25 protein-coding genes are annotated in these 24832 nt (G+C 43.5%); 12 read left to right on the forward strand and 13 right to left on the reverse strand.

Going from position 1 to position 24832, the window contains the following annotated elements; all coding sequences use genetic code 11:
• Positions 1-11: 11 nt before the first annotated feature.
• Positions 12-431: a hypothetical protein gene (locus OGH69_RS02855; RefSeq protein WP_265172927.1), complete on the reverse strand. Its 420-nt coding sequence runs from the start codon at positions 429-431 to the stop codon at positions 12-14.
• Positions 432-827: 396 nt separating this feature from the next.
• Between OGH69_RS02855 and sucC the strand changes: the two genes are divergently transcribed.
• The gene (sucC, locus tag OGH69_RS02860; RefSeq protein WP_265172928.1) at positions 828-2021 is read left to right on the forward strand and encodes an ADP-forming succinate--CoA ligase subunit beta; all 1194 of its coding nucleotides are present in this window, start codon (positions 828-830) and stop codon (positions 2019-2021) included.
• A gap of 78 nt (positions 2022-2099) precedes the next feature.
• Entirely contained in the window at positions 2100-2324 is a 225-nt protein-coding gene (locus OGH69_RS02865; protein WP_265172929.1) for a hypothetical protein, read from the forward strand.
• Positions 2325-2368: 44 nt separating this feature from the next.
• Here the strand turns inward: OGH69_RS02865 and OGH69_RS02870 are convergent, their stop codons facing one another.
• The 4 genes from OGH69_RS02870 to OGH69_RS02885 form a co-directional block, all read right to left on the reverse strand.
• Positions 2369-3190: an alpha/beta hydrolase gene (locus OGH69_RS02870; RefSeq protein WP_265172930.1), complete on the reverse strand. Its 822-nt coding sequence runs from the start codon at positions 3188-3190 to the stop codon at positions 2369-2371.
• 54 nt (positions 3191-3244) lie between these two features.
• Complete coding sequence (locus tag OGH69_RS02875; protein WP_265172931.1) at positions 3245-3769, reverse strand: DUF4269 domain-containing protein; 525 nt, start codon at positions 3767-3769, stop codon at positions 3245-3247.
• Between the two features lie 37 nt (positions 3770-3806).
• Entirely contained in the window at positions 3807-4253 is a 447-nt protein-coding gene (locus OGH69_RS02880) for a DUF1456 family protein (protein WP_265172932.1), read from the reverse strand.
• A 110-nt stretch (positions 4254-4363) separates the two neighbouring features.
• Positions 4364-5158, reverse strand: a complete 795-nt coding sequence (locus OGH69_RS02885; RefSeq protein ID WP_265172933.1) for an alpha/beta hydrolase — start codon at positions 5156-5158, stop codon at positions 4364-4366.
• Positions 5159-5213: 55 nt separating this feature from the next.
• On the opposite strand from OGH69_RS02885, the gene OGH69_RS02890 reads away from it, so the two are divergent.
• Positions 5214-5615 (forward strand): excinuclease ABC subunit B, encoded by a 402-nt coding sequence (locus OGH69_RS02890; RefSeq protein WP_265172934.1) that lies wholly within the window; start codon positions 5214-5216, stop codon positions 5613-5615.
• A 10-nt stretch (positions 5616-5625) separates the two neighbouring features.
• Positions 5626-6177, forward strand: a complete 552-nt coding sequence (locus OGH69_RS02895; RefSeq protein ID WP_265172935.1) for a TlpA family protein disulfide reductase — start codon at positions 5626-5628, stop codon at positions 6175-6177.
• On the opposite strand, the gene OGH69_RS02900 is transcribed toward OGH69_RS02895, so the two are convergent.
• The 5 genes from OGH69_RS02900 to OGH69_RS02920 all read right to left on the reverse strand — a co-directional run bounded on the left by OGH69_RS02900 (position 6178) and on the right by OGH69_RS02920 (position 12455).
• Positions 6178-6918, reverse strand: a complete 741-nt coding sequence (locus tag OGH69_RS02900; protein WP_265172936.1) for an alpha/beta hydrolase — start codon at positions 6916-6918, stop codon at positions 6178-6180.
• Positions 6919-7518, reverse strand: a complete 600-nt coding sequence (locus OGH69_RS02905) for a hypothetical protein (RefSeq protein ID WP_265172937.1) — start codon at positions 7516-7518, stop codon at positions 6919-6921.
• Positions 7519-7589: 71 nt separating this feature from the next.
• On the reverse strand, positions 7590-8993 hold the full coding sequence (locus OGH69_RS02910; protein ID WP_265172938.1) for an FAD/NAD(P)-binding protein: 1404 nt from the start codon (positions 8991-8993) through the stop codon (positions 7590-7592).
• Between the two features lie 206 nt (positions 8994-9199).
• Complete coding sequence (locus tag OGH69_RS02915; protein ID WP_265172939.1) at positions 9200-9574, reverse strand: hypothetical protein; 375 nt, start codon at positions 9572-9574, stop codon at positions 9200-9202.
• A 688-nt stretch (positions 9575-10262) separates the two neighbouring features.
• A complete protein-coding gene (locus OGH69_RS02920; RefSeq protein ID WP_265172940.1) occupies positions 10263-12455 on the reverse strand; it encodes a S9 family peptidase in 2193 nt (730 codons plus the stop codon).
• 111 nt (positions 12456-12566) lie between these two features.
• Between OGH69_RS02920 and OGH69_RS02925 the strand changes: the two genes are divergently transcribed.
• Positions 12567-12947 (forward strand): YidH family protein, encoded by a 381-nt coding sequence (locus OGH69_RS02925; RefSeq protein WP_265172941.1) that lies wholly within the window; start codon positions 12567-12569, stop codon positions 12945-12947.
• Between the two features lie 29 nt (positions 12948-12976).
• On the opposite strand, the gene OGH69_RS02930 is transcribed toward OGH69_RS02925, so the two are convergent.
• On the reverse strand, positions 12977-13174 hold the full coding sequence (locus tag OGH69_RS02930; protein WP_265172942.1) for a hypothetical protein: 198 nt from the start codon (positions 13172-13174) through the stop codon (positions 12977-12979).
• Positions 13175-13260: 86 nt separating this feature from the next.
• A complete protein-coding gene (locus OGH69_RS02935; RefSeq protein WP_265172943.1) occupies positions 13261-14481 on the reverse strand; it encodes an aminotransferase class I/II-fold pyridoxal phosphate-dependent enzyme in 1221 nt (406 codons plus the stop codon).
• Between the two features lie 160 nt (positions 14482-14641).
• Between OGH69_RS02935 and OGH69_RS02940 the strand changes: the two genes are divergently transcribed.
• From OGH69_RS02940 to lpdA, 6 genes are all read left to right on the forward strand, one after another.
• Positions 14642-15100 carry an Lrp/AsnC family transcriptional regulator gene (locus tag OGH69_RS02940; protein WP_265172944.1) on the forward strand — a complete coding sequence of 153 codons (459 nt, stop codon included), beginning with the start codon at positions 14642-14644 and terminating at the stop codon, positions 15098-15100.
• Positions 15101-15269: 169 nt separating this feature from the next.
• On the forward strand, positions 15270-16898 hold the full coding sequence (locus tag OGH69_RS02945; RefSeq protein ID WP_265172945.1) for a carboxylesterase/lipase family protein: 1629 nt from the start codon (positions 15270-15272) through the stop codon (positions 16896-16898).
• Between the two features lie 80 nt (positions 16899-16978).
• Positions 16979-17335, forward strand: a complete 357-nt coding sequence (locus tag OGH69_RS02950; protein WP_265172946.1) for a hypothetical protein — start codon at positions 16979-16981, stop codon at positions 17333-17335.
• Positions 17336-17490: 155 nt separating this feature from the next.
• On the forward strand, positions 17491-17730 hold the full coding sequence (locus tag OGH69_RS02955) for a hypothetical protein (protein ID WP_265172947.1): 240 nt from the start codon (positions 17491-17493) through the stop codon (positions 17728-17730).
• A 408-nt stretch (positions 17731-18138) separates the two neighbouring features.
• The gene (locus OGH69_RS02960; protein WP_265172948.1) at positions 18139-20709 is read left to right on the forward strand and encodes a T9SS type A sorting domain-containing protein; all 2571 of its coding nucleotides are present in this window, start codon (positions 18139-18141) and stop codon (positions 20707-20709) included.
• A 714-nt stretch (positions 20710-21423) separates the two neighbouring features.
• Positions 21424-22830: a dihydrolipoyl dehydrogenase gene (gene lpdA, locus OGH69_RS02965; RefSeq protein ID WP_265172949.1), complete on the forward strand. Its 1407-nt coding sequence runs from the start codon at positions 21424-21426 to the stop codon at positions 22828-22830.
• A gap of 74 nt (positions 22831-22904) precedes the next feature.
• Here the strand turns inward: lpdA and OGH69_RS02970 are convergent, their stop codons facing one another.
• Entirely contained in the window at positions 22905-23414 is a 510-nt protein-coding gene (locus tag OGH69_RS02970) for a hypothetical protein (protein WP_265172950.1), read from the reverse strand.
• Positions 23415-23503: 89 nt separating this feature from the next.
• Between OGH69_RS02970 and OGH69_RS02975 the strand changes: the two genes are divergently transcribed.
• A complete protein-coding gene (locus tag OGH69_RS02975; protein WP_265172951.1) occupies positions 23504-24808 on the forward strand; it encodes an anthranilate synthase component I family protein in 1305 nt (434 codons plus the stop codon).
• The last annotated feature ends 24 nt before the right edge of the window (positions 24809-24832 follow it).

Below are 24832 nucleotides of genomic sequence, written 5' to 3' on the forward strand. Positions count from 1 at the left end.
AAGTAACAACCTTATTTAATGAAAGTGAGCACGTACCCGTCGGCAACAGCCTGGGTAAGTATTAGTCCGCTATCGGTAGCATTCACACAGCCAAAGTCAATATTGTCAATAAAGAGGTTTTCTTCGCATGGGGCTGGTGTATATTCTGCCGGCTGGTAACTTAATTCATACGTTCCTGATTCAAAGAAATCTTCCGCATCTTCGTTGGTATTATTATTAACTACGGTCACAGTCTGGTCGGTATTGAATTTCCAGGTTATAGTTCTCGGTTCAAAATCATGGCTAACCCCGACTATGCTGCCGCTAACATTTACCAAATTGTAGGGTGCAGATGTTTCAGGAATGGTATAAATGGTACCGCTTTCGTCGTCGTCGCCACAGGACATTAAAAATAAAGCAGGCAGTACCAGTAAAAATAGTTTTCTTTTCATAGCAAAATGATTTTACTAAAAGATGATAATTCAACCAAAGAGTTGCGTGGAACCGGATTAAATTTTTACAAATCCGTTAACGGTCAAAAGGCATAAACATAATGGCAAAGACTGCTGCTAAAAGGCATAAATAATTTTTCATAGCTGGATGGTTTTTATTCGGCTTTTCTTTTGTTAATAGACGGATGCCCAATGATAAGGTTGCGTGCTACTTTCATAATTAACACATTCTGATAACAGCAACACAATCAAAACCCCTATGTGATGAAGTGCTATTTAACCAAAAACAACACAAATCCTGTAAAATTTATTGGGATAAAAAACTTAAAAATCTTTCTGCGGTTGAATGGATTTTCCTATTTTTGTTGCACTTTTAAAAAGATAAATGCATTAATCATGAATTTACACGAATATCAGGGAAAAGAAATTCTGGCAAGCCACGGCGTTCGCGTTCAGCGCGGCATCGTTGCCAATAATCCTGCAGAGGCAGTAGCCGCAGCAAAACAGCTTACAGCCGAAACGGGAACCGGATGGCATGTTATCAAGGCGCAAATCCATGCTGGCGGCCGCGGTAAGGGCGGTGGAGTTAAGCTGGCCAAAAACCTTCAGCAGGTTGAGGAGATTGCAGAACAAATCATAGGTATGGATCTTATCACGCCTCAAACGCCTCCTACAGGTAAAAAGGTGCATAAAGTGCTTATTGCCGAGGATGTATACTACCCTGGTGAGAGTGAAACTTCAGAATTCTATATGTCTGTTCTTCTGAACAGAGGCCGTGGCCGTAACATGATTATGTATTCAACTGAAGGCGGTATGGATATCGAAGAAGTTGCCGAGCATACGCCACACCTTATCTTTACTGAAGAAATTGACCCGGCTGTAGGCCTTCAGGGTTTCCAGGCCAGGAGGATTGCCTTCAACCTTGGGCTAAGCGGTAACGCTTTTAAGGAAATGACACAGTTTGTGGCCGCCCTTTACAATGCTTATATCGATAGTGATGCCTCAATGTTTGAGATCAACCCTGTACTTAAAACATCTGACAATAAAATTTTAGCTGTAGATGCTAAAGTAGTGCTTGATGACAACGCCCTTTACCGCCAAAAGAAATATGCAGATATGCGCGACATCCGCGAGGAAGCTGCCATTGAAGTAGAGGCTAAAGAAGTAGGTCTTAACTATGTTGACCTAGATGGTACAGTTGGCTGTATGGTAAACGGTGCAGGCCTTGCCATGGCAACCATGGACCTTATAAAATATGCAGGCTTTGAGCCGGCTAACTTCCTTGACGTAGGTGGTACAGCTGATGCCAAAAGGGTAGAAACAGCTTTCCGAATCATTCTTCGTGACCCGAACGTAAAAGCGATCCTTATCAACATTTTCGGTGGTATCGTTCGTTGCGACCGTGTTGCACAAGGTGTAGTCGATGCTTATAAGAATATGGGCGACAGCATTAAAGTGCCTATCATTGTTCGCCTTCAGGGTACCAATGCCGATATAGCTAAAGAGCTTATCGATAATTCAGGTATGCCAATCCTTTCTGCAACCCTGTTCCAGGAAGCTGCAGACCAGGTAAAAGCTGCCCTTAGCTAAGAAAACATAAACTACTAAATATGTAATGCCGATCCCTCCGCCATAAACGGGGGGATCTTTTTCTTAAACCCATTCGTCATGAAAAAAGAAACGGTATCGCAAGCCCTTATACAGGAAATTTTTTTAGACGGGCTGATATTCATAGCTATTGGTGCCGTTGCATTAGGTTGGGCTTTGTGGCGGAGGAAAAAGAATGGCAGAAAAACGCTGGCCAATAAAGCCTTTCGTTCCCTGGGTATTATAAACATTGCTTTTGGGTTGTTCAGTGTTTGCTGGTCAGCTTACCAGACTTTTAAAAAATAACTTTCAGGAAAAGGTATCTTCATTCTATTCGCTGTAATTGAGGATTATTTCTTCAATTCCAAAATCCTCTTCACCTCATTTAATAAAACCGGAATTGCAGGCTCTTCCATCTGGTGGCCATAGCCGCCAATTTCGACGAGGCGGGTGGCTTTATGCCCAGCTACTTTCATCATGCGTGCCAGATAGGCATTTTCCTCGTATCGGCCTAACAGTTCCAGTTCACGATCTCCTGTAATGAGCAGAAGGGGTGGCGCATCGGCACGCACGTGGAATAATGGCGCATATTCATCTATAGTCGGTTGCTTCTCCCCAATTCCCTTTTCCTGGCGGATGGTAAAATGCGTTACGCACTGCCCGCTGAAGGGTATAAGCCCCGCAACTTCATTGGCATCGATGTTATGTTTGGCAAGGTATTTTTTGTCAAGCACCGCCATCATTCCCAAATAGCCCCCAGCCGAATGCCCCGTAACAAATAATGACGACGGGTCGCCCCCGTATTTAGCCACGTTATTGAATGCCCATGCAATGGCAGCTGCCGCATCTTCAATGTAGGTTGGGGCCGTTACTTTTGGGTGGAGGCGATATCCCACAGTGATTATGGCATATCCTTTATCTTTCAACCCTTCGGGAATCCATTTGCTGCCACCGGTAATGCCACCGCCGTGAAAGTAAACCAGTGTAGCGAAATTCTTTACGTTTTTTGGGTAATAAATATCGAGTATGCAGCGCTCGGCGGCATACGCATTATTTTTGTATACAACTTCAGGATAGTAGCGTATATTGGATTGTGTTGTGTATTCGGTTTTTTGTGCAGCAACTATGTTTGCAGTAAGAACGAGAAGCAACAGAAACAGAGTGTTTTTCATGGCTTGTAATTAAAAACCTAAATATAACCATAAATATGGAAAACAAAAAATGATTCAGATTTTGTACCGCAAAAGCGCTTGATAAGGTTCGCCCTCAAGCCCCAGCAGCTTGGCAAAGGCAGGTTCAGTCTTCATCCCTGATTCTTTAAGGCTAATCACTTCCAATCGGAAAGCCTCGTTTTTTTCCTCCAATATTTGATGCTCAATGATCATGTGGCGGTAACCGTTCTGCTCTTTCACCGGTATCGGCTGACCGAAAACCTCAATCTCAAAACCACCCACAAAAAAGTTGGCTATGGTGGTAGGAATCCCGGCAATTTTCTTTCTGTGGAGTATAAATCCTTCATGTTCCGAAAAAGAGGTTTCCAAAGATGCTGCAAATTCACCTTCATCATCGAAACAGCAAAGGATGTCGAGGTCGCTTCCATCGACATTGATATTGAGGGGGATGGTGCCTGCCAAAATGGGAGTATAAGCATGTAATGACAACATAATTCTGTTTTCATCAAGCACTTTCCGGGCATTCTGCTGTACAGTTGTTCCGTCTTTAAGGTAATCAATTGTATCGAATGGAAGCATATGAAAATGAAAACCGTACAGGTGTACGGTTTTATAGTTAAGCTTTTTTGTTTTTACCGTTGTTGAATTTTACCTTTTCAACTATCGGGGCAGCCTTTTTAGGCTTATTGTTATTATGCTGTTTAGGGCCTTTGAGCGGTGGCTTTTTTGGCTTCTCTTTTGCGGCCGCAGGTTTCTTTTCTGAAGTTGTTTTTTCCGGTTTTCCTGAAGATTGTTTTATAGCCTGCCTGTTCTTTTCTATCACATCCATGGCATTGGTGGGATTCTCTTTCGTCCCGCGCAGGTGAATTACCAGCCCGTTAAGGAAATTGCGCAGCACCTGGTCACCGCACTCCATGTAGTTGGGATGGTCGGCATTGCGAAAAAAAGCGCCCAGCTCCGCCTTGCTTAGTCTGAAATCAACCAGTTGAAGTATCTCCACAATCTGGTCATCACGCAATTGCAATGCCACACGGAGCTTTTTGAATATATCGTTGTTGTTCATAGCGCAAAAGTAGGGTTTATTTGTTGATGCGTTGATATGTTGATTTGGTAATTTGTTTATTCGGATGCCTAGATTTGACAAATAACCAAATCCACAATAACCAAATTAACTTACTCAAATAGCCATAAAAAAGCTTGTGGAAACTCCTTTGCCCATAGCGCTTCATTGTGTTTGCCACCGGGAATTAACTTTTTATATGAGTTTTTTTTATTCTTTATTTTTCCTGAAATGATGCCAAACATCCTGTCGAGGTCGGGCACCATATTCTCATCCTCACTGTCTCCGGCCAGGAAATAGACCTTTGCATCAATCTTATCCGACTGTTCCACAAAAGCATAAATCTCTTTGGAGAACCAAAAAGCAGGGGAGAGCACAATGGCTTTTCCATACACTTCGGGATACTTCAGTACCGCATACAGCGACACCAATCCACCCAATGAGCTACCACCGATAGCTGTATCCTTTTTATCAGGCTTTGTGCGGTAGTTCTCGTCGATGTAGGGTTTCAATGTCCCGGCTATGAATTCAAGGTAAATGTCGGCATCGCCGCCGCCGTATTTTTCGTTAGGGAAGGGGGTAAGCTCATTCAGACGCTTGTCGCCGCCATGCTCAATACCTACCACGATAACGGGCGCTTTCAGGCTATTGAGAGTGTCATCCACGCGCCATTCGCCTGCAAACGAGGCAGACTTATCAAACAGGTTTTGCGCATCATGCATATAGATCACGGAATACTTCTTTTTGAGGTCGCTTTGATAACCTTGAGGCAGGTAGACCCAGATTTTCTTTTCGGTATCCAGTTGCGGCGAATACAGCGTAAAAGTCGTCACGTTGGCCGATGCGGTACTTTGTGCCTTCATCGCGAATGCGGCAAGGAATATCATCAAAAAAAGATACGGCTTCATATTTAGCTTGTTTTTTTAGGGTCAATGAAATATATTAGCTAAAAATAGTAATTCAATGAACACGTACGAAGAAAAATTAAGCTTATTGTCAGAGATGATTGCCTTTGCGAAGATTGACGGGCAAATACATGAAAGGGAATTCGCTTTCCTTTCGATAGTAGCATCACAGCTTAAGATTGACAAACCTGTTTTTGAAAGCCTTTTTGAAAATCCCGCTGATAAAGTCGTACTCAAGACCGAGCACCAGCGCATCCTGCAATTTTACAGGTTGGCACTCCTTATGCATGCTGACGGCGTACTTCATGATAATGAGCAGGTAGCCATACGCGAAATGGGGATAAATATGGGCCTGAGCCCATTTGCGATGAAAAGCGTGCTGAACGAAATGCAGCGCTCCCCAACAGGGTTAATTGACCCGGAAATGCTGTTAGCGCTATTCAGGGCACAGCAGAATTAATAACATATTTATGAAAAAAATTTATCTCTTAATTTTATTCTTTGCATCGCTTTCAGCTTTTTCCCAGGATACTATAGTCCGTGGAAATAAGATAAAGATAATTACTTCAGCATCGGTAAAAAATGTGGCTTCTTCATCAGATAAAAAGAATACACTTTTTTATACTTTCGGTATATGGTGTGAACCATGCCGTCTCCATTTACCCACAGCTATAAAACTTGCAAAGGATTATGACCTGGATTTTTATGTAATTGTTGTTGATGCATTGTCAAGCGATAATGCCATAAAGGCATTTGACTATTTATCACAATTGGATAAAGGCATAAAATTGGCTGTATTAAGTGATAATGAATACGGAATTAAAACAAAAAAAAGAAACACTAAATTTGTTAGTGAAATTACTCCGGCAGGGTTTGAGAACATAGATGATTTTTCTAAATACATACTCCTTAATCAACAAGGTGAAGTAATAATGGTGACAAACTATAAAGATAACCAGGGCAACGACTGGAGAGATGATTCCAAAATGGTAGAAAAGAGGATAGTGCCCCTGCTCAAGTGATTATTTCAGCAACCACAAATATGCCTCCTTAAACTCCTTTCTCCAAAGTTTTTCATTATGATGCCCGCCGTGCGCTATCTTTTTATGTACATTACTTTTGCTTGTTACCTTGCCTAATAGCAGCTGCTCCATGCGTTCTAAATCGGGTACCATCGCGCTGCTCTCGTGGTCACCTGCCATCAGGTATACCCGGCCCTCGATGCTGTCAACAGTTTCCATTAATGTATAAATTTCCTCACTGAACCAAAACGATGGCGAGAAAACCCCGGCGTTGCCAAATACCTCCGGAAATTTTAGCAACGCATAAAAAGAAATCAACCCGCCAACAGAACTTCCAAATATTGTAGTATGCTTTTTATCAGTTAAGGTAGCGTACTTTTCATCAACATAAGGTTTAAGTGTATTAATGATAAAATCCAGGTAATCATTGGCGTGGCCGCCACCGTATTTTTCGTTGGAATAAGGTGTCATTTCATCAATTCGGTGTGTGCTGCCACCGTGCTCAATACCTATGATTATGGCTTCCGAATGCAGATCGTTCAGCTTTTCCTCTACGTGCCATTCCCGCTTAGGCGATTCTCCATGGTCAAACACCCGCTGGCCGTCATGCATGTATATCACCGGGTAGCGCCTGTCCCCACCATAGCCGTAGGGGAGGTAAACCCAAATCGTTTTTGTACGGCCCAGTTGCGGGGCATCGAGCGTAAACTCGGTAACGGTGCCTTTTTCAGTATTTTTCATTTAAGAGCAAAATGCGGTTTTAAAATCCTTTGTCTTTGCTGCCTTCAAAGCGCGGTAGGGCATCGACTTTTGTGAAAAGCTGCAGGTAGTGCACTTTTCAGTTGTTTGGTTGTTCATGTATTTAATCACGAGGTCGTCTTTTACATAATAACGCCGTTCCAGCTTCATTTCGCAACCTTCGCAGGCCGGTCCGCCCTCTACAAAGTCGTAAAAGAAAAACAGCTTACCATCCTTATAATAAAACTCCGATTTTTGGTAGTGGTCGCCCACAGTGCCGTAATCTACAACAGCCTTCACTACATCATCGCCATCGTAATAATAGTCAATCTTCATCAATTCGTCACACTGGTAAGTATAGGACTTTTTAGTGAGCTTAGCCGCGTTAATACGTGCAAATTCACCTTTAATAACCGCTATCGGGTTTGCTGTATCTATACTATCTGTAACCGGCAAGGCCTCTTCACCCGGATGATCGGTGATTACACGGGCCGAGTCAGCGGTTGATTCTGTAACCGTGTCTTCTTTTGGGGCTTCTTTACAGGAAAACAGCGTGAACAGCAGCAAAAACACTGTCACTTTAAGTTGCGCTGGTACATTCATGGTATTTTTTTACCCTGAAGTTACCGCATTATGCGTCAATGGTCGAGAAATTTAGCTAATATTTAACCGCTTTACAGCAGGGCAGGGGCTTCTTGCAAAGCTTTAGATGCAAGCTGGCTCGCCAGTTTTTCGGCCTGTTCGCGCAGGTCGTGCACGGCAGTAGTTTCCCATAATTCGCCCCTAAGGTTAGAGCCTATGGTAAACAGGTTGCTGTATGGCCTGCCATTGGGACCGATGATGCCATAAGTTGCAACATCGGTTACAATGCCTAGCTTCAGGGCATCCTGCTTCATCGTATTGTTAAGTATGCAGTCTTTTAGGAAACCGCTTTCCAGTTTTGTAAAATCACTTTCCGGCCCGGTACAATTGATGACACGGCCCACAAGCATTGTTTTGGCCTCGCCAATTTTCCTGTCACGGTAGTATACTGTAATCCCATCTGAAGTTTCATTGATGTCGGTAAGGTTGCCCGAATGTATGTGCAGCCTACCGTCTTCTTGCAGTTTTTGCAATTTTTCAAAGGAATGCAGAGGTATCCTGTGACGGGTAGCGCCCCATAAATGCCTGAGCCTGCCCATGAAAATACTCTTTTCCCTATCAGTAAAATTATGCCACAGCTTTTGGGTATACGGCCTGAACGAATCAATTACCGGCTCGGCAGAAATGCCATATTCCCTTACTATCTTTATATGCTTGTTGGCAAGTTTAACCAATTCCAAAAGCGTCATGTTCATCGAAATTTCCTCAGCCAGCTTGCTGTACTTAATTCCGATATGCCTGTGCGGCAATATGTTGAACCCGTTTGGTGAAATGGAATATATCTGCCCTTTAAACCCCTGTTCCATGAGGCTCAGCACTGTGTCAACCATGGTGAGTCCGTTACCAACTATGAGTACGGGTTTTTCTGCCAGGCCAAGTACCGACTCTTCTTTCCATGGGTTTTGGAAGTAACTAGGACTATTATAGAAACCGGGGGTTTTGATACGGGGATTGCGCGGGACGTTATTTCCGGAGGTAATCACGCAATAGTCAAATTCCATTTGCGCGCCGTTATCCAGAGTAAGGCTAACAAAATTTTCGTTTACGTCGAGCCCTGTCACCTGGCTTTGTATTTTATTTACAATGCATTTGCCGTTAGCATTGCGGTTGGCTGTTTCCCAAACATGTATCAGGTACTTCCCAAACACGCTCCTTGGCATGAAGGCATTCGCAATGATTTTCCTGTCTTTATCCATGAATTCCGGCTGCTTCATTACCCAATCCAGGAAATGATCGGAATCGGCGGCAAAAGCGCTCATTTTAGAAGTGATCACATTCAATAGGTGCTTGTCGGAATACGGATTGTAAGCAATGCCGCGGCCAAAGGTGGCTTCATCATTGAAAATGGTAACCTCACATGCCGCCGATTGCTGCATGAGGTGTACAGCGGTCATCATTCCCGTAAATCCTCCCCCGATTATCCCTATTTTTTTCATGTACTTTCTCCAGTTGGTTTTGCTTTTGCAATACTACTGATTTTTGATTACAAAAAAAATAGCTTGATAAAAATAAATTGCTGTAAATCAATATATTACAAATATTAATCTATAGGTTTTGTAGAGTAAATCGAATTAGTTATGACATAAATGCTAAATAATGACCTAACACCCTGATAGATAATGTACACCCATTGTGCAACAGATTATTTCTCCTTTACATAAGTAACAACCTCATCCTTCAGGTCGCCCCATCCGGTCCAGTATTCCTTAAGCTTCAGCGTTTTTCCATCATAGCTTAGTATTTCGAAGATCATTACGCGCGGTGGCAGGTTGGGGTCTTTCCGTTCCTTCTCCACGGTAAAGAACTTTTTGTCATCAATCCACTTTAAACGAAGTTCCCACGGTGAGCAGCCCATCTCATTAATGAACGTTGCCGAAGTCTCACTGTTGAACTTCAGCCCCGCACATGATGCCCCATCCATAATGAACATCCCCAAAGGTTTCTGTGCTTTTTTGGTTTGCGCGTTTCCTGCCAGCCCTCCCAGCATGCAGGCAATAAGTAGTAGGTACAGTTTCATGGTAACTTAGTTGATAACACTAATTTACGGAATTTTAATTTGCAGGAGCGAAAGGCATGGGCTTTTCGGCAGTCTTCGTTCCTGCTTTCCGCTATATTGCCGCAGAAAAAGCGGGAATGCCGTTGCAATCAGGGCTAGGAGGGAGCGGTGGTTTTGTCTAATTTATATAGAAATTTCCTTTGTACAGTCAATATTCCGACGAAAGAAAGCGCAGTTGCACCTAAAAATATTAATCTGTAATTGACATTGTTTATATGATAGGACAAAACTCCTTCGCGCAGTGCGCCAAAAGGTGCTGTTTTATAAATATAAATGCTCTCAAGTTTACAAAACAATAGGTATGATAATACCAGAAAAGTTGAATATAATAGAGCTAAAATTGCTTGTTGGGTAAAACTCCTGATTTTCCATATCACAATGTAATATCCGACGGGAAGAAAGATTGAAAGGATTGCAGAATCTAAAGGGAAAAACCTGAAAACTTTACCAGGGTAGAAGTCCAAATTATAATCTGCGAAATAAAGAATAGTATTTCTTGTGATTGTCCTGTAAGGTATATCAAGATATAAACCCAATAAGCCTGCAGCAATTATTGAGACAATGATTAAAAATATCCTCTGCTTATCCATAAAATTCAAATTAGCAATAGAGATATAAAAAAACGGGAGCCTTTCTAGCTCCCGTTCCCTTATTTCTTCAAATACGTATTAAAGTAATCAGCAATCTTCTGGTTCAGGTGTATCCTGTCCTTGCCGCGTACGTTGTGCTCGTGGGTAGGGTAGAGGAAGTAGTCTACCTGTTTACCAGCCGCAATGCACGCCTGTATGAATTCCATGCTGTGCTGCTGTACAACCACGGGGTCCTGTGCGCCGTGTATCATGAGCAGGTGGCCTTTGAGCTTGCCGGCTTTGGCTGTTGTCGCGGTCGACTTGTAGCCTTCGGGGTTTTCCTGCGGTGTGTCCATATAGCGTTCGCCATACATGACCTCGTAATATTTCCAGTCTACCACAGGGCCACCGGCAACGCCCACTTTAAACACATCGGCATGGTCCAGCATCAGCGAAGTCGCCATGAACCCGCCAAAGCTCCAGCCGTACACTCCAATCCTGTCGGCATCCACAAATGATTTACTTTTAAGAAACTCCACGCCTTTCATCTGGTCGGCCATTTCGTTCACGCCGAGGTTGCGGTGCACTACGTGCTCAAAATCGCGCCCACGGGCATCGCTGCCACGGTTGTCCAGCGTAAACACCACATAGCCCTGCTGTGCCATGTAGTAGTCGAACAGGCCTGTTCCGCCAAGCCAGTCATTGGTTACTAACTGCGCGTGCGGGCCGCCATATACATAAACCATTACCGGGTATTTTTTAGAAGCGTCAAAGTTAGCAGGATAAATGAGCCTTCCGTTTAGCGGGGTCTTGCCATCGGCCGATGTTACCGTTACCAGTTCCATTTTAGGCAGTACTGTTTTCCCGGTGTAGGGGTTTTCGGCTTTAAGCAGCGAAGTAGCCTTGTTATTCTTCAGGTTGATGATGCTCACATCATTTGGTGTGGTGGTATTGCTGAAGCTGTCTAATGCCAGTGTACCATCCGTGCTCACGATTGCCGTGTGCGTACCCGATGCCGTGGTTAGCTGCGTCGTCTTACCCGACTTCAGCTCCACTTTATACAGTTGCCTGTCCAGCCCTTTATTGGCCGTGCCAATGTAGAATACCGACTTGCCATCGGCTGTAAAATTCAATAACTGCTGTACTACCACATCATTGTACCCCAGTTTTTTCAGCAGCTTTCCGTTGGTGTCATAAAGGTACAGCTGCTCGTACCCGTCCTTCTCGCTGCGGTACAGGAATTGGTTATCGTTACCCGGAACAAATGTCAGGTCGTGCAACGGCTCTACATACGTTTCTGCCTTCTCTTCAAATAACGTTTTTACAAAATCACCTGTAGCGGCATTGTATTGGTTCATTTTCAGGTGGTCCTGCCCGCGGTTCAGTAGTCCAACATATACATATTTGCTGTCAGGTGACCACGTCACGCAGGTTAAGTACTGCTCCTTAGGCTCACCTGTTTTTAAAGGAATGTATCTGTTTTTGGTATGCTCGGCAATCCAAAGCGTCACCTCTTCGCTTTTTTCGCCTGCCATAGGGTATTTTATGTCGTTGTTCTCTGCAATTCGTGTGCTCCATTGCGTCAGCGGATAGTTGGCAACCATGGTTTCGTCCTTGCGGTAGTACAGTAGTTTTTTGCTATCAGGACTAAACCACATCCCTTTGTTAATGCCAAATTCCTGGCGGTGCGTATAGTCGCTTCCGTTCACGATACCTTTGTCGTTATCGCTTGTCAGTATATGGTCGACTTTTGATTGCATAACTGCATCATGGCCTGAAATTACGATATTATTGTCCTTTAGCCACGCTACATATTCACCGTCAGGCGAAAGTACCTGGTTCTTGGCTTCCGGTGAAAAGTCGATACCGTTTTTGACCTTTTTTGCAGTAACATCGAAAAGCACTATGTACACCTGCTTTTTTCCTGCCACTTCCAACTGTAGCGTGCTGCTATCCCTCCATTGGTAGTTGTACGGGAATATCTGCAAAGCAAACGTATCGTTTTCAAATTGTTTTTCCATGGCGGCCGCCAGTTCCTCTTTTGTAACCAGGACCGATTCGGTCCAGTTGCCCGCCTCGGTGCGTTGCATTAGCTTTTGATAACTGTCATCAAGGTAGGTAATGGCCTTTATGTCTTTGCGCCAAAGCGGCGATACAAGGCTTTTCGGGGCAAACTCCTGGTAGGTGCCATAGGTGGCCTGCTGGATGGTCAGGTTTTGCTGTGCGGTTGCTGCCACTCCCGCGAGGAGGAAGGCGCAGACTAATTTTCTCATAAGTATGTTTGTTGTTTGTTGGACGAATTTAAGCATTGCCCAACTTTTTATAATGGTATTTGTAGCTGTTTTTGTAAATTCGTTTCAAATAGCACAAAGTTTTTTCACACCATGCAAAATATCGACGACCAAACCCTTGCCCGCGAACATTTAGCCAACGAACGGACTTTCCTTGCATGGGTTCGTACAGGTATTGCTGTAATGGCCTTTGGTTTTGTAGTGGTAAAATCATCTATGTTTGTGGAAGACAAGACCTTAACAGGTGTTGAGGAGGTTGTTATACCGGGTGAATTGTTCACAGCTGTAGTGGGCATTGCACTGGTTGTAGCGGGTACACTCATAACTACTGCATCCTATCTTAGGTATAAGGAAAGCAAAAAACAGTTGCGGCTGGGAGTTTATGACCATTCCTCAAAAATGCTTTCGCTCATAACTGCAGGCGTGCTTTTGGTAAGTGCATTGCTGATTGTTTATTTGGTGCGGACATTGTAATTAAAGAACTCTTTAAATTTTAAATTGTTTTACTTTTGATTAATTGCTGCCTTTGCTAAAATCACAACAGCTGCAATTATAAAAAGAATTATACCGGCGATACATCCCATACTATCTAGTTCTGCTTTTTCTTTAGGACTTGCATTTCTATAATTTCTTGCTGCTCGTTCTCTGTTCTTTCGTCTTCCATATTTTGTGTTTGGATTCCACGAACGATTATCTCTCATAATTTTTTCTTAACATTTTTGAGTACTTCAAATTAACAAAAAAATCCGCCACAATCGGCGGATCTTTCATATAAAGGATGGTTTATTTAAACAGTTTCGGCTCTTGCCAGTACACCTACGGCCTCCATGCATTCCTTCATCGTTTGGTACGTCCTCTCAATATCGTTGTCAAGGCCGATAGAGAAGCGGATTAGCCCGTCGGTAAGGCCCATTTCCTTTTGCTCCTCCATAGGTATTTCGCTTGATGTAGACGATCCGGGGGCACTGAATAATGTCTTGTAAAAGCCAAGGCTCACGGCAAGGTAGCCCAGGTTGCGGTGCTGCATTAGCTCCATCAGCTCGTTCGCCTTGTCCAGCGAACCGGCATCTATAGTCAGCATTCCCCCAAAGCCATACTCCGGGTTGATCATGCTCTTATACAGTTCATGGCTCGGGTGGCTCTTCAGTCCAGGGTATACGGTTTTAAGGCCGTCCTTCTCAAAACGCTCTGCAAGGTATTGCGCGTTGTGGCTGTGCTGCTTCATACGTATGTGCAGGGTGCGCAGGTTCTTTAGTATGCTGGCCGCACGCAGGCTGTCCATTGTAGGGCCAAGCAGCATTGCCGCACCATCATTTACATTGCGCAGCGCATCAATGAACTCCTGTGTGCCGCACGTTACGCCGCCTACGGTATCACTGCTGCCGTTAATGAACTTGGTAAGGCTGTGTATAACGACATCAGCGCCCAGTTTTGCAGGAGCTACCGAAAGCGGGGAAAACGTATTGTCGACCAATAGCTTTAGGTTATGTTTTTTGGCAATTTTGGCCAGTGATTCAATATCTGCCACTTCAAGGAGCGGGTTGCTCACGGTTTCACAGAAGATGACTTTAGTGTTTGGTGTGATTGCAGCTTCCACCACATCCAGTTTGGTGATATCAACAAAAGATGCGGTGATGCCCAGTTTTGGCGTGAAGTTCTTAAGGAATGCGTAGGTTCCGCCATAGATGGTACGGCTCGAGATCACATGGTCGCCCGCGCCGCAAAGCTGAAGCAGGGCTGTAGTGATGGCTCCCATGCCCGATGCGGCAACATTGGCCGTCTCGGTACCTTCCATTGCGGCAAGCGCCTGGCCTAAGTATAGGTTGCTTGGCGAAGCATGGCGGGAGTAGAGGTAGCATCCTTCGGCATTGCCTTCAAACGCATCGAACATGGTCTTTGCGGTAAGGAAAGTATAAGTGGACGAATCGGAAATGGATGGATTGACACCACCAAATTCGCCAAAGTATTGTAAATCCTGAATTTTGTCTGCGGGATTGAATGTTTTCATGCGTTGTAGTTTGCTTGTTTGTAAGCCAAATAGACTAAAATTTAAACCTAAAATCAACATTAAGGTAAATAATTAGTTTTATTATCTGTATTTTTAATTTATGTTAGATTTTTAATTTAGCATTAAATAATATCATCACACAAATCCGAAAATTTTTCAGATGGCATTAGATGCAACCGATAAAAAGCTGATCCGCTTGTTGCAGGAGGACAGCACCCCAACGACAAAACAGCTTTCGCTAAAGCTGAACCTTTCTGTAACAGCTGTATACGAGCGTGTGAAAAAATTGGAACGTGAAGGCATAATCAGCAGGTATGTCGCGTTAGTGGACAGGAATAAGGTCGACCGGGGGTTTGTGGTGTTTTGCCATTTAAAGTTGATACAGCACACTAAGGAATACCTGACCAAGTTTGAGCAGGAAGTAAAGCAGCTCGACGAAGTGCTGGAATGCTACCACGTGAGCGGCGACTATGATTATATCCTGAAAATCTATGTGGCCAATATGGAGGAATACCGTGAATTCATGGTGACCAAGCTAACTACATTACAGCACATTGGCAGTACGCACAGCACCTTCATGATAGGCGAGGTGAAGAACACGAATGTGATAACGGTCTAATTTTTTGCCACGAAACCTGTACCGCGACAGGCGGTATTACACGAATTATACAAATTTCTTTTTTTGGAAAATGAAGGTTCGATTGTGGCAATTGGTGAAAATTCGTGTAATTCGTGGCTAAACATTTCTTTTCTAATGATTATATTTGGTTTACCAAATAAACACCTACATGAAAAAATTTGCAATGGCAATCGTCTTGTCAGTTACCTCAATAACGTTTGCCCAAAAAAGCCCGGTTGTAAAAACGCAACAGGGAATGCTGGAAGGAATAACGCTTCCATCGGGTATAAATACATACCGGGGCATCCCGTTTGCACAGCCGCCTGTAGGCGAATTGCGGTGGAAAGCCCCACAGCCTCCAAAAAGCTGGACCGGAACCCGCAAGGCTGATGCCTTTGGCAGCAACCCCATGCAAAAGCCGGTGTTTGGCGACATGAACTTCCGGGCGCCGCAAATGAGCGAGGACTGCCTGTACCTTAATGTGTGGACACCCGCAAAGAAAGCAGGTGAAAAGCTGCCGGTACTTGTTTACTTTTACGGGGGCGGCTTCATTGCGGGCGATGGGTCGGAGTACCGGTACGACGGCGAAAGCCTGGCTGAAAAAGGCATTGTAACGGTAACGCTCAACTACAGGCTGGGCATATTCGGGTTCTTCTCGCACCCGGAACTGACTAAGGAATCACCCCACAACGCATCGGGCAACTACGGCCTTTTGGACCAAAACATGGCATTACAATGGGTTAAAAAGAACATCGCGGCCTTTGGCGGCGACCCCGATAGAATAACCATAGCGGGGGAGTCGGCGGGGTCGATATCCGTATCGGCACAAATGGCATCGCCATTGTCCAAAAAACTTTTTGCAGGCGCGATAGGGCAGAGCGGGGCCATGATCAACCCGACACTGGCGGCCGTTCCGCTGGCTGAAAACGAAAAGCATGGCGCCGCTTTCGCTGAAAAAGCAAAGAAAGGTTCACTGGCGGCATTAAGGGCAATGTCTGCTACAGACTTGCTTGAGGAAGCTTCGAAATGGGGAGTTTTCAGTACCCGTGCGACTATTGACGGCTACTTCCTGCCGAAAGCGCCCGCTGACATATTTGCGGCAGGGGAGCAGGCCAAAGTACCATTGCTGGCAGGCTGGACCTCAGCCGAAACACCCTACATGGCGTTCATGCAGGGGCAATACCCCAATCCTGAAAACTATGCAGCCCGCGTAAAAGCCGTATATGGCGATAAAGCGGATGAAGTTTTACAATTATACCCCGGGACAACGGAAGCGCAGGTTATCGAATCGGCGACGGCTTTGGGCAGCGACGGCTTTATCGTGTACAGCACCTGGAAATGGCTGGAGCTGCACCGCAAAACGTCGAAACAGCCAACGTACGCCTATATCTTCTCTAAACAGCGCCCGAAAATGAAGGCCGAAATGGGGAATGCAAGGGAGGGGCTTGCTGGCGGCATCATTAAGGATGATGGTAAAAAGAAGGAAGAGAATAAAATGCCGGAACCAATGGTGGGCGCCAACCATGCTTCGGACATTGAATACCTATTGGGCAACCTGGCGACCAATACCATTTATGACTGGACGAAGGACGATTACAAAGCTTCAGAGATCGGGGAGGAGTACTTTGCCAATTTCATAAAGACGGGCAACCCGAACAATAAAAAATTACCGGAATGGCCGGTAAGCAAGCCGGATGGCGACATGACGATAATGGATATTAATACGCAAAGCAAGGCGTATAAAGAGCCGCACAGGGAAAGATATTTGTTTTTGGATGGGTATTTTGGGAAGAAATAATTCTTTGTTCCCCGCTCTTCAAAATCTCCGACTTTGTGGAGCAACGGACTTCGCGCAGGCGCTTAATGGTAAGCAGTAAAATGAGAAAAATAGTCAAATATTATTATACAGGTTATTATAAATTTTTTAAACTATGGCAATCAGATATTGATTCTGCGAGAAATGCCAAGGGAATGATAGCCTTAATTATATTATTAGTATGGTTGGGGATTTTTGGAAAACTCTATAAAATTTTTATCTCTGCTGAACCATTAGACCTGGGAGGAAAATATAAGCCTTTGGGATATTTAATAAGCCTGCCTTTAATTATTATAATTATGAGTTCTATTAAAAGCACTTATCCCAATGACATAAAAAGAAATTGGGTTCGAACGATTATTGTTTCATTTACAATTCCAATGGCTATAATCATAATGATATTACTATTAAAGTCATAATTCATTTGTATCATTTTCCTTTCCCCAAAGTCTCCCGACTTTGCGGAAGCGATGGCATGTCTCCTGACATACATAAAAAGATCGTAGACCTTTCAACCTCTACGAAGTCGGTTGAGCAGATATTTGGAAAATTGCTCAAACATTAATTAAAAGATATGGACATAAAAAGAGTTTTAGATCAATCATCACATACAATTGAAGAATTGATTCAATGCTTCGAAATAGTTAAAGAAAATGGTAATGTTGCTGTTATAAAGTTTGATGGGGAAAGAATTAGTAATCAATATACAGTTTTTATTTCCTTCCCTTCTGAAGATAGACAAATTATCAGGTCGGATAAAAAAACTTTAAAAGAAGCATTAGAAAATGTATTAAGGGCTTACATAAAGGACTAATTTTTTAAATTCCGGAGCGTAGAATCCGAAATATGATAGCACGGGATTGCAACTCTGCGCTATTTTGATTCCAACAATTAGTGAAAATTAGTGTGATTCGTAGCTAAAATTTTTAGAGATTTTTCCACTCCGCAATTTGCGTTCAGAAACCTAACTAAGTGGTTCAGCGAAGCTAAATGAGCTACACTCATGCTAAAAATCCGCGACCATCCGCCAAATCCGTGTCATCCGTGTTCCTTTTATAGATTTCTCCACTTCGCACCCCCACCAGCTTGGCAATCTGCTCGTGCCTGCAAGAGTAAGTATCAGCGGGGCGGTCGATTTCTTGATGGGTGGTAGGATACGATAAGGAATGTTCAATAATTGTGTTATATAAAAATATTTATATTTGTGGACAAAACTAAATCAATGAGAAATCTTTTACTTCTTTGTGCATTAATTTTTACCAATTTTTTTTTCGGACAATGCTTTGAGCCGTCACAGATGTTAAATGCGCGATTTTCTAAGACCAAATATTTCGATGAAAATCATGTAATTGCATTTGGCATGGGAACTATGATAGTTAGTGACGACGGTGGTTTAAATTGGTCATTCGTTTCATTGCCAACCGCAGAAAACTCAATTGAAACATTAGGGCATTGTGAAGTTTTAGATGAAAACACCGCAATTGTATGTGGTCATCGGGGTTCTTTGTATAAAACATCTGATAAAGGGCATAACTGGACATTGCTGTCCACCGGACTTGACCAGCCTATAAACTTTACAGGACTTAGCTTTGTAGATTCCCAAATTGGGTATTTGACAGGATACACTGATACTGTCGGGTCTACAGATGGAGAGCGATATGTTTATAAAACCATTAACGGTGGTGAAACCTGGGAAGAAATAAATAACTATTTTGGTGGAGGTTTCAGTTTTTGGAATAATATCAATCTAAAGTTTATCAACGAATCGCATGGGTTCGCATGGTCATCGCAAAATATAGCCAAAACGGAGAACGGTGGTGAAACATGGGAATTTTTTGATAATCCAAGTGGGGAAAATTCCTGGGATGAAGATCATGTGGGTACAATAAAAAGCAATGGTTCCGGAGTATTAATTATGTCATTTTACGACACATTGGGTTCATTTTTTACTTCATCGGATAATGGGCAAACATGGCAGATGATTGAAGCCTTAACCTGGAATCAGAATGTTTATGCGAGTGACCCTGTATTTGACGTAATAGGCACAACGTTGTATTTAGTCGGCTCAATTGGCGGCGGTCCTGACATGAGTTTTATAAAATATGATTTGGAAACTCAAACTTACACATCTTCACTTATAGATCACGAAGTGCGATATATCAGCGATATAAATATGTTTGACGAAAATTCAGGTATTGTGCTTGATCGCGGTTTTGCATTCTGGTTTGACACACCCGGCAGGAAGATATTCAGAACAACGGATTCAGGTGCGACATGGGCGGAAATCGACTCATTCATAATGATTAATCCGGATAGCTCAAATAATATAAAAATATTGCAGAACTTAGAAAATCGGTACACACTTTCCAAACAGGATGGCACTGGAGAATTCTTCTCAAATTTTTACCTGTTCACGTCCTCAGATGACGGTGCTACATGGCAGCAAAGAGCCTTCGAAGCCTCGGTTGGCGGATTTTTACTTCGGGCAGACGGAGACTACATAAGTTATTTAAGATATAGTAATATTGCTGACGTATCTGATGGGCTTTCTTTATATGAATCATATGATTTTGGCCTAACGTGGCAGGTCTCACCGTTTCAGGATCCGAGCGACTGGGGGTGGGGCCCTTCTTATTGTTTCCAACTTGATGAAAATACTTTTAAATTTGGCTTGAATACAGAAATGTATTTTTCCACTGATAAAGGGCAGACTTGGACACCTCAGATTGTCTTGCCCAACATTGCGGGAGTAGAAATTAGTGGCACAGCATACAAAAGTATTTCAGAATTATACTGTTGGGGACAAAACGATAATTGGCCGCAGGATTATGATTACCATTTGTACAGATCTTTAAATGGTGGCGAAACATGGGAAGAAATCGTAGCGATACCTGATAATAATGGGCAGGACTTTGGTGCAATAGCACAAACGACGGTAATTGGTGACGAAATTGCATTTGTGAGTACAGGAGGCAATAAATATTATATTGTTAATATTGACGAAGGCAATTATGAACTTTTAGATTTTAATAATATTATTAACAATGGTATTTCGTATGTTCCCCAAGGACATCTGACATTTGTAAATGATGACTTTTGGCTTTTTGAAATTGGAGGGTGGTCAGGACAAGGTTATATAGGTGTTTCTGTTGATCATGGCAGTACCTGGACTGAATTGCCTTGCATCATTTGTGGGCCAAAACTGGATTATAATCCTCAGACAGGCGAGCTATTGTCTTATTCTCCTACAGAAGGTACAGAACGCATACAAACCGGGCTTCCTGCCATCCCGGTAATTAACATCCCGGAGAGTATGTCTGTTGAAATTGGCACAATTGCAAATTATACGCTCATTTCGCAGGGTATGAGTAACCCGGAATGGCTGTTGCCTACAGGCGGTACAATTTCAGTTGCAGCCGACGGGCAGTCCGCTGCCATTGAGTGGTTGGAGGAAGGAGAACATGTACTGATGGTACGAAACAGTAATGAATGTGGGAATTCTCCTTTTGTAAAACAATATGTGACTGTTTTCGATCCTTTGTCGGTTGATAAAAATGTCCTGAATATTAGCGTATATCCAAATCCGTTTATAGAAGGCCTTTCAGTTACTGTTATGTCTCCGGCTGAAGACACAATTGTCAAGATTTTGACCGTTACAGGGCAGGTTGTTTATAATGTAACATTTTCAGGCAATAGTATACAGTTGAGTTTGGGTGATTTGAATGCCGGTGCATACTTTCTTATTGCGGAAAACTCAGGAAGGGTAACAACTGAAAAGATTATAAAACAGTAGATACACTGCTGCTATGTAGTGTGGCTCATAATAGCATTGTATTTTTGCCATAACTGAAAGTTATCATAGATTTTATATTTTAGCTACTTTTTATTGTTACTTTTATTTCTATAAATGTAAAACAATTGGTAGGTAAATGGTGCACAACCCTGAACCTGTGCACCTCATTCTCCCTACTTCTGAATTCGTGGTGGTCATAACTACATTATCATTTAAATATTTGTATGTCGGCCACAGCCAGTCCAAAAAGCAATGAAAGTGAGTAGCAGGAGCAGAATTTTCAAGATAAGTTGTAGTATTGATAAATAGGTGCCTAAGGATAAAATCATTTTTTTTTACGAAAAGGTTGGATTGGTTCCCGGAAAATTTCCAACCAGTTATTTTAGTAATGCCAAATTTTAAATTTGTTTCAAATCTGCATTTTTTCATTATTTAGTGGGTCAAAAAATCCCCAAGGACAAAAAGTCATCGAAGGAATACTCTAAAATACCCTAGCCTGGTGCCCTAAATCATACATCCTGGGAGGAAAAATACCCCCAACAGGATGAAAAAAGGGGTATATTAGGCAAAGTGCCGGGTTGTAACTTAAAAAAGCATTTTTGTTTCATTTATGTTAAGGAAGGAGGACACCAAAATCCTCTTTTTTCATTGGCATATAAATGATATTGCCTAAATTTGCGGGACTAAATTTTCAACCAAAATAAAACATATACCATGAGTTCATTTGATGTAGTTGTAATAGGTTCGGGCCCTGGTGGTTACGTGGCTGCCATCCGCTGCGCGCAATTGGGTTTCAACACCGCTATCGTAGAAAAATATCCAACCCTTGGCGGTACCTGCCTTAACGTAGGCTGTATCCCTTCGAAAGCGCTGCTGGATTCGTCGCACCATTACCACGATGCCACATCGCACTTTAAGGAGCACGGCATTGACATTGCCGGCGAGATAAAGGTGAACTTCGAGCAGATGATAGTGCGCAAACAGGGCGTTGTAGACCAGAACGTTAGCGGCATCAAGTACCTTATGGACAAAAACAAGATTACCGTTCTAGAAGGCGTAGGCTCGTTTGAAGACGCGACCCACATCAAGGTGACCAAGGCAGACGGATCGTCGGAAACCGTTGAGGCGAAGCACACCATCATCGCTACAGGCTCCAAGCCGTCGTCGCTGCCATTTATCAAAATAGACAAAGAAAAGATCATCACCTCTACCGAAGCCCTTAAATTGAAAGAGGTTCCGAAACACCTTATCGTTATCGGCGGTGGGGTTATCGGGCTGGAACTGGGCCAGGTGTACCTTCGCCTTGGCGCACAGGTATCGGTGGTGGAGTACCTTGACCGTATCATCCCGGGCATGGACGCTGCCCTTTCCAAAGAGCTGACCAAAGTGCTGAAAAAGCAGGGCATGAAATTCTACACATCGCACAAAGTGAAGTCGGTAGAGCGTGCCGGCGAAGGCGTGCAGGTGCAGGCCGAGAATGCCAAGGGCGAAACCATCACGCTTGACGGAGACTATGCATTGGTGTCAGTTGGCCGCCGTCCATTTACAGACGGGCTGAATGCCGAAGCTGCCGGAGTGAAAATAACAGATAGGGGACAGGTAGAAGTAAACGACCACCTTCAGACAGCCGCATCGAACATTTATGCCATTGGCGATGTTATCAAAGGTGCAATGCTTGCCCACAAAGCGGAAGAAGAAGGCGTATTTGTTGCTGAAACGATTGCCGGGCAAAAGCCACACATCCATTACAACCTGATACCGGGCGTAGTATATACATGGCCGGAAGTTGCCGCGGTGGGCAAGACCGAAGAGCAGTTGAAAGAAGCAGGCGTGGAGTACAAATCGGGCAGCTTCCCGTTCAAGGCACTGGGCCGCAGCCGCGCGAGCATGGACACTGACGGGTTTGTAAAAATACTGGCCGATGCCAAGACGGACGAAGTATTGGGCATCCATATGATAGGCGCACGTACCGCCGACCTTATTGCAGAAGCGGTAACCGCAATGGAATTCAAGGCATCTGCCGAGGATATATCAAGGATGAGCCACGCGCACCCGACCTATGCGGAAGCTATCAAGGAAGCGGCGCTTGCTGCTACCGATAACAGGGCGATACATATATAATATTCTTGCAAGGTTTTGAAAACCTTGTAAGTATAAATATAACACGAACCCATCCGCAAGGATGGGTTTTGTGTTTATATTTTTTCCCATTCATAGAACCCTTCAGGATCCCATTTGTAAAAATTATCAATGATGTTGTAAAAAGCCTGTCGGGTTATATTTAGAGGGATTATTTCTTTCGATGTAAATGAGCTGAAAAACAGCCTGTAATCTGAAATATATTCGCTAAATTCTTCCTGACTGAGGTTTTCAATCTCTTCTACATTTTCAGGGAAAGCCCTTGTGATGATCTCGTCATACAGATTGCGATCTTCGTAAGCTGTTTGTGTTCGCAGATTTCGTGCCCCATACCATTCGTCACCATAAGTTTCCCATATTGAGATAATCCCAAGCAATCGCAACGGATCATCAGCAATAAATTGCCTGTTATTTTTAATAGCCCAGTACTTACCAACAAATTCTTCCCTGTCATCAGGGAATAAAAACACCTTATAGCCTTTCGTCCTAATTACCCTGAGCGCCGGATTATAAGTATTTAAATAATCGATAATGCTTACATTGCCGTCTTCTTCAAATCCTTTCATTTATCAAACATTTTGTGATTGTTTCAAAAGTAATAAAATTTTTGTGAGGCGGGTTTAATGAGTATTTTTGACGATCTAAATAAACCCGATTGAGAACTACAGCAACGTTTACCATACAAAATACCGAAACCTTTAAAAAACAGCTGCTGCAATGGGCACAGCAGTTCCGTGAAGCGGTATTTCTGGACAGCAACAGCTATGAGCAAAAATATACCTCCTATGATGCCGTGCTGGCTGTGGATGCGCTTACTTCTATAAAAACCGACTACCACAACGCCTTTGAAGAGCTGAACGAATACCAGCAGGTTACAAAGGACTGGCTTTTTGGTTACCTTTCCTATGACCTGAAAAACGATACGGAAGACCTGCAATCGAAGAACTATGACGGGCTTGGCTTTCCCGACCTTTTTTTCTTCCAGCCGAAGAAACTTTTTTTGCTGAAAGGGAATGAACTGGAAGTACAGTATTTGCTGATGTGCGATGATGAAATTGATTCAGACTTTAATGAAATTACGAATTTGGAATTACGAATTACGCCGGCAACCGACAACCGGCAACCTGTACCTATAACCATAAAACAGCGCATTTCGAAAGAAAGCTATCTGGATAAAGTTGGGCAGATGCTGGCGCACATCCACCGTGGGGATATTTATGAGGCTAACTTCTGCATGGAATTTTATGCAGAAGATGCAATTATCGACCCGCTTGCAACCTATGAAAAACTTAATACCATATCCGAACCGCCGTTTGCCGTTTACTTTAAAAATTACAGGCAGTACCTGATGTCTGCCTCGCCTGAAAGATATTTACGCAAGGAGGGTGATATGGTCATTTCGCAGCCCATAAAAGGCACCGCCAGGCGCAGCGCCGATCCAGATGAGGACAATGCCATTAAAAAGGAACTGGCCGCTAATGAAAAAGAACGTTCAGAGAACATTATGATCGTCGACTTGGTGCGTAACGACCTGTCGCGTACAGCAGCCAAAGGTTCGGTAGCCGTGGAGGAGCTTTGCGGGGCATATACCTTTAAGCAGGTGCACCACCTCATTTCGACCGTAGTATCACAATTGGAGCAGGGGAGCAGGCCGGTAGACTCCATCCGCACCACATACCCGATGGGCAGCATGACGGGCGCACCCAAAATTTCGGCCATGCAGATCATCGAAAAACTCGAGGAAACAAAGCGCGGTCTGTATAGCGGTGCGGTGGGTTATTTTACCCCCGATGGCGATTTCGATTTTAATGTGGTTATCCGTAGCATTCTTTATAATGTTGATAATAAGTATATTTCATTTTCAGTGGGAAGTGCTATTACGGCCAAAGCCAATCCGGAGGCAGAATACGAAGAATGTTTATTAAAAGCACGCGCCATGCGCAAGGTACTGGAAGAGTAGCTTTCGGGAAAAATTCGTACTTTT

It is taken from the genome of Flavobacterium sp. MFBS3-15, from assembly GCF_026107645.2.
GTDB lineage: Bacteria > Bacteroidota > Bacteroidia > Flavobacteriales > Flavobacteriaceae > Flavobacterium.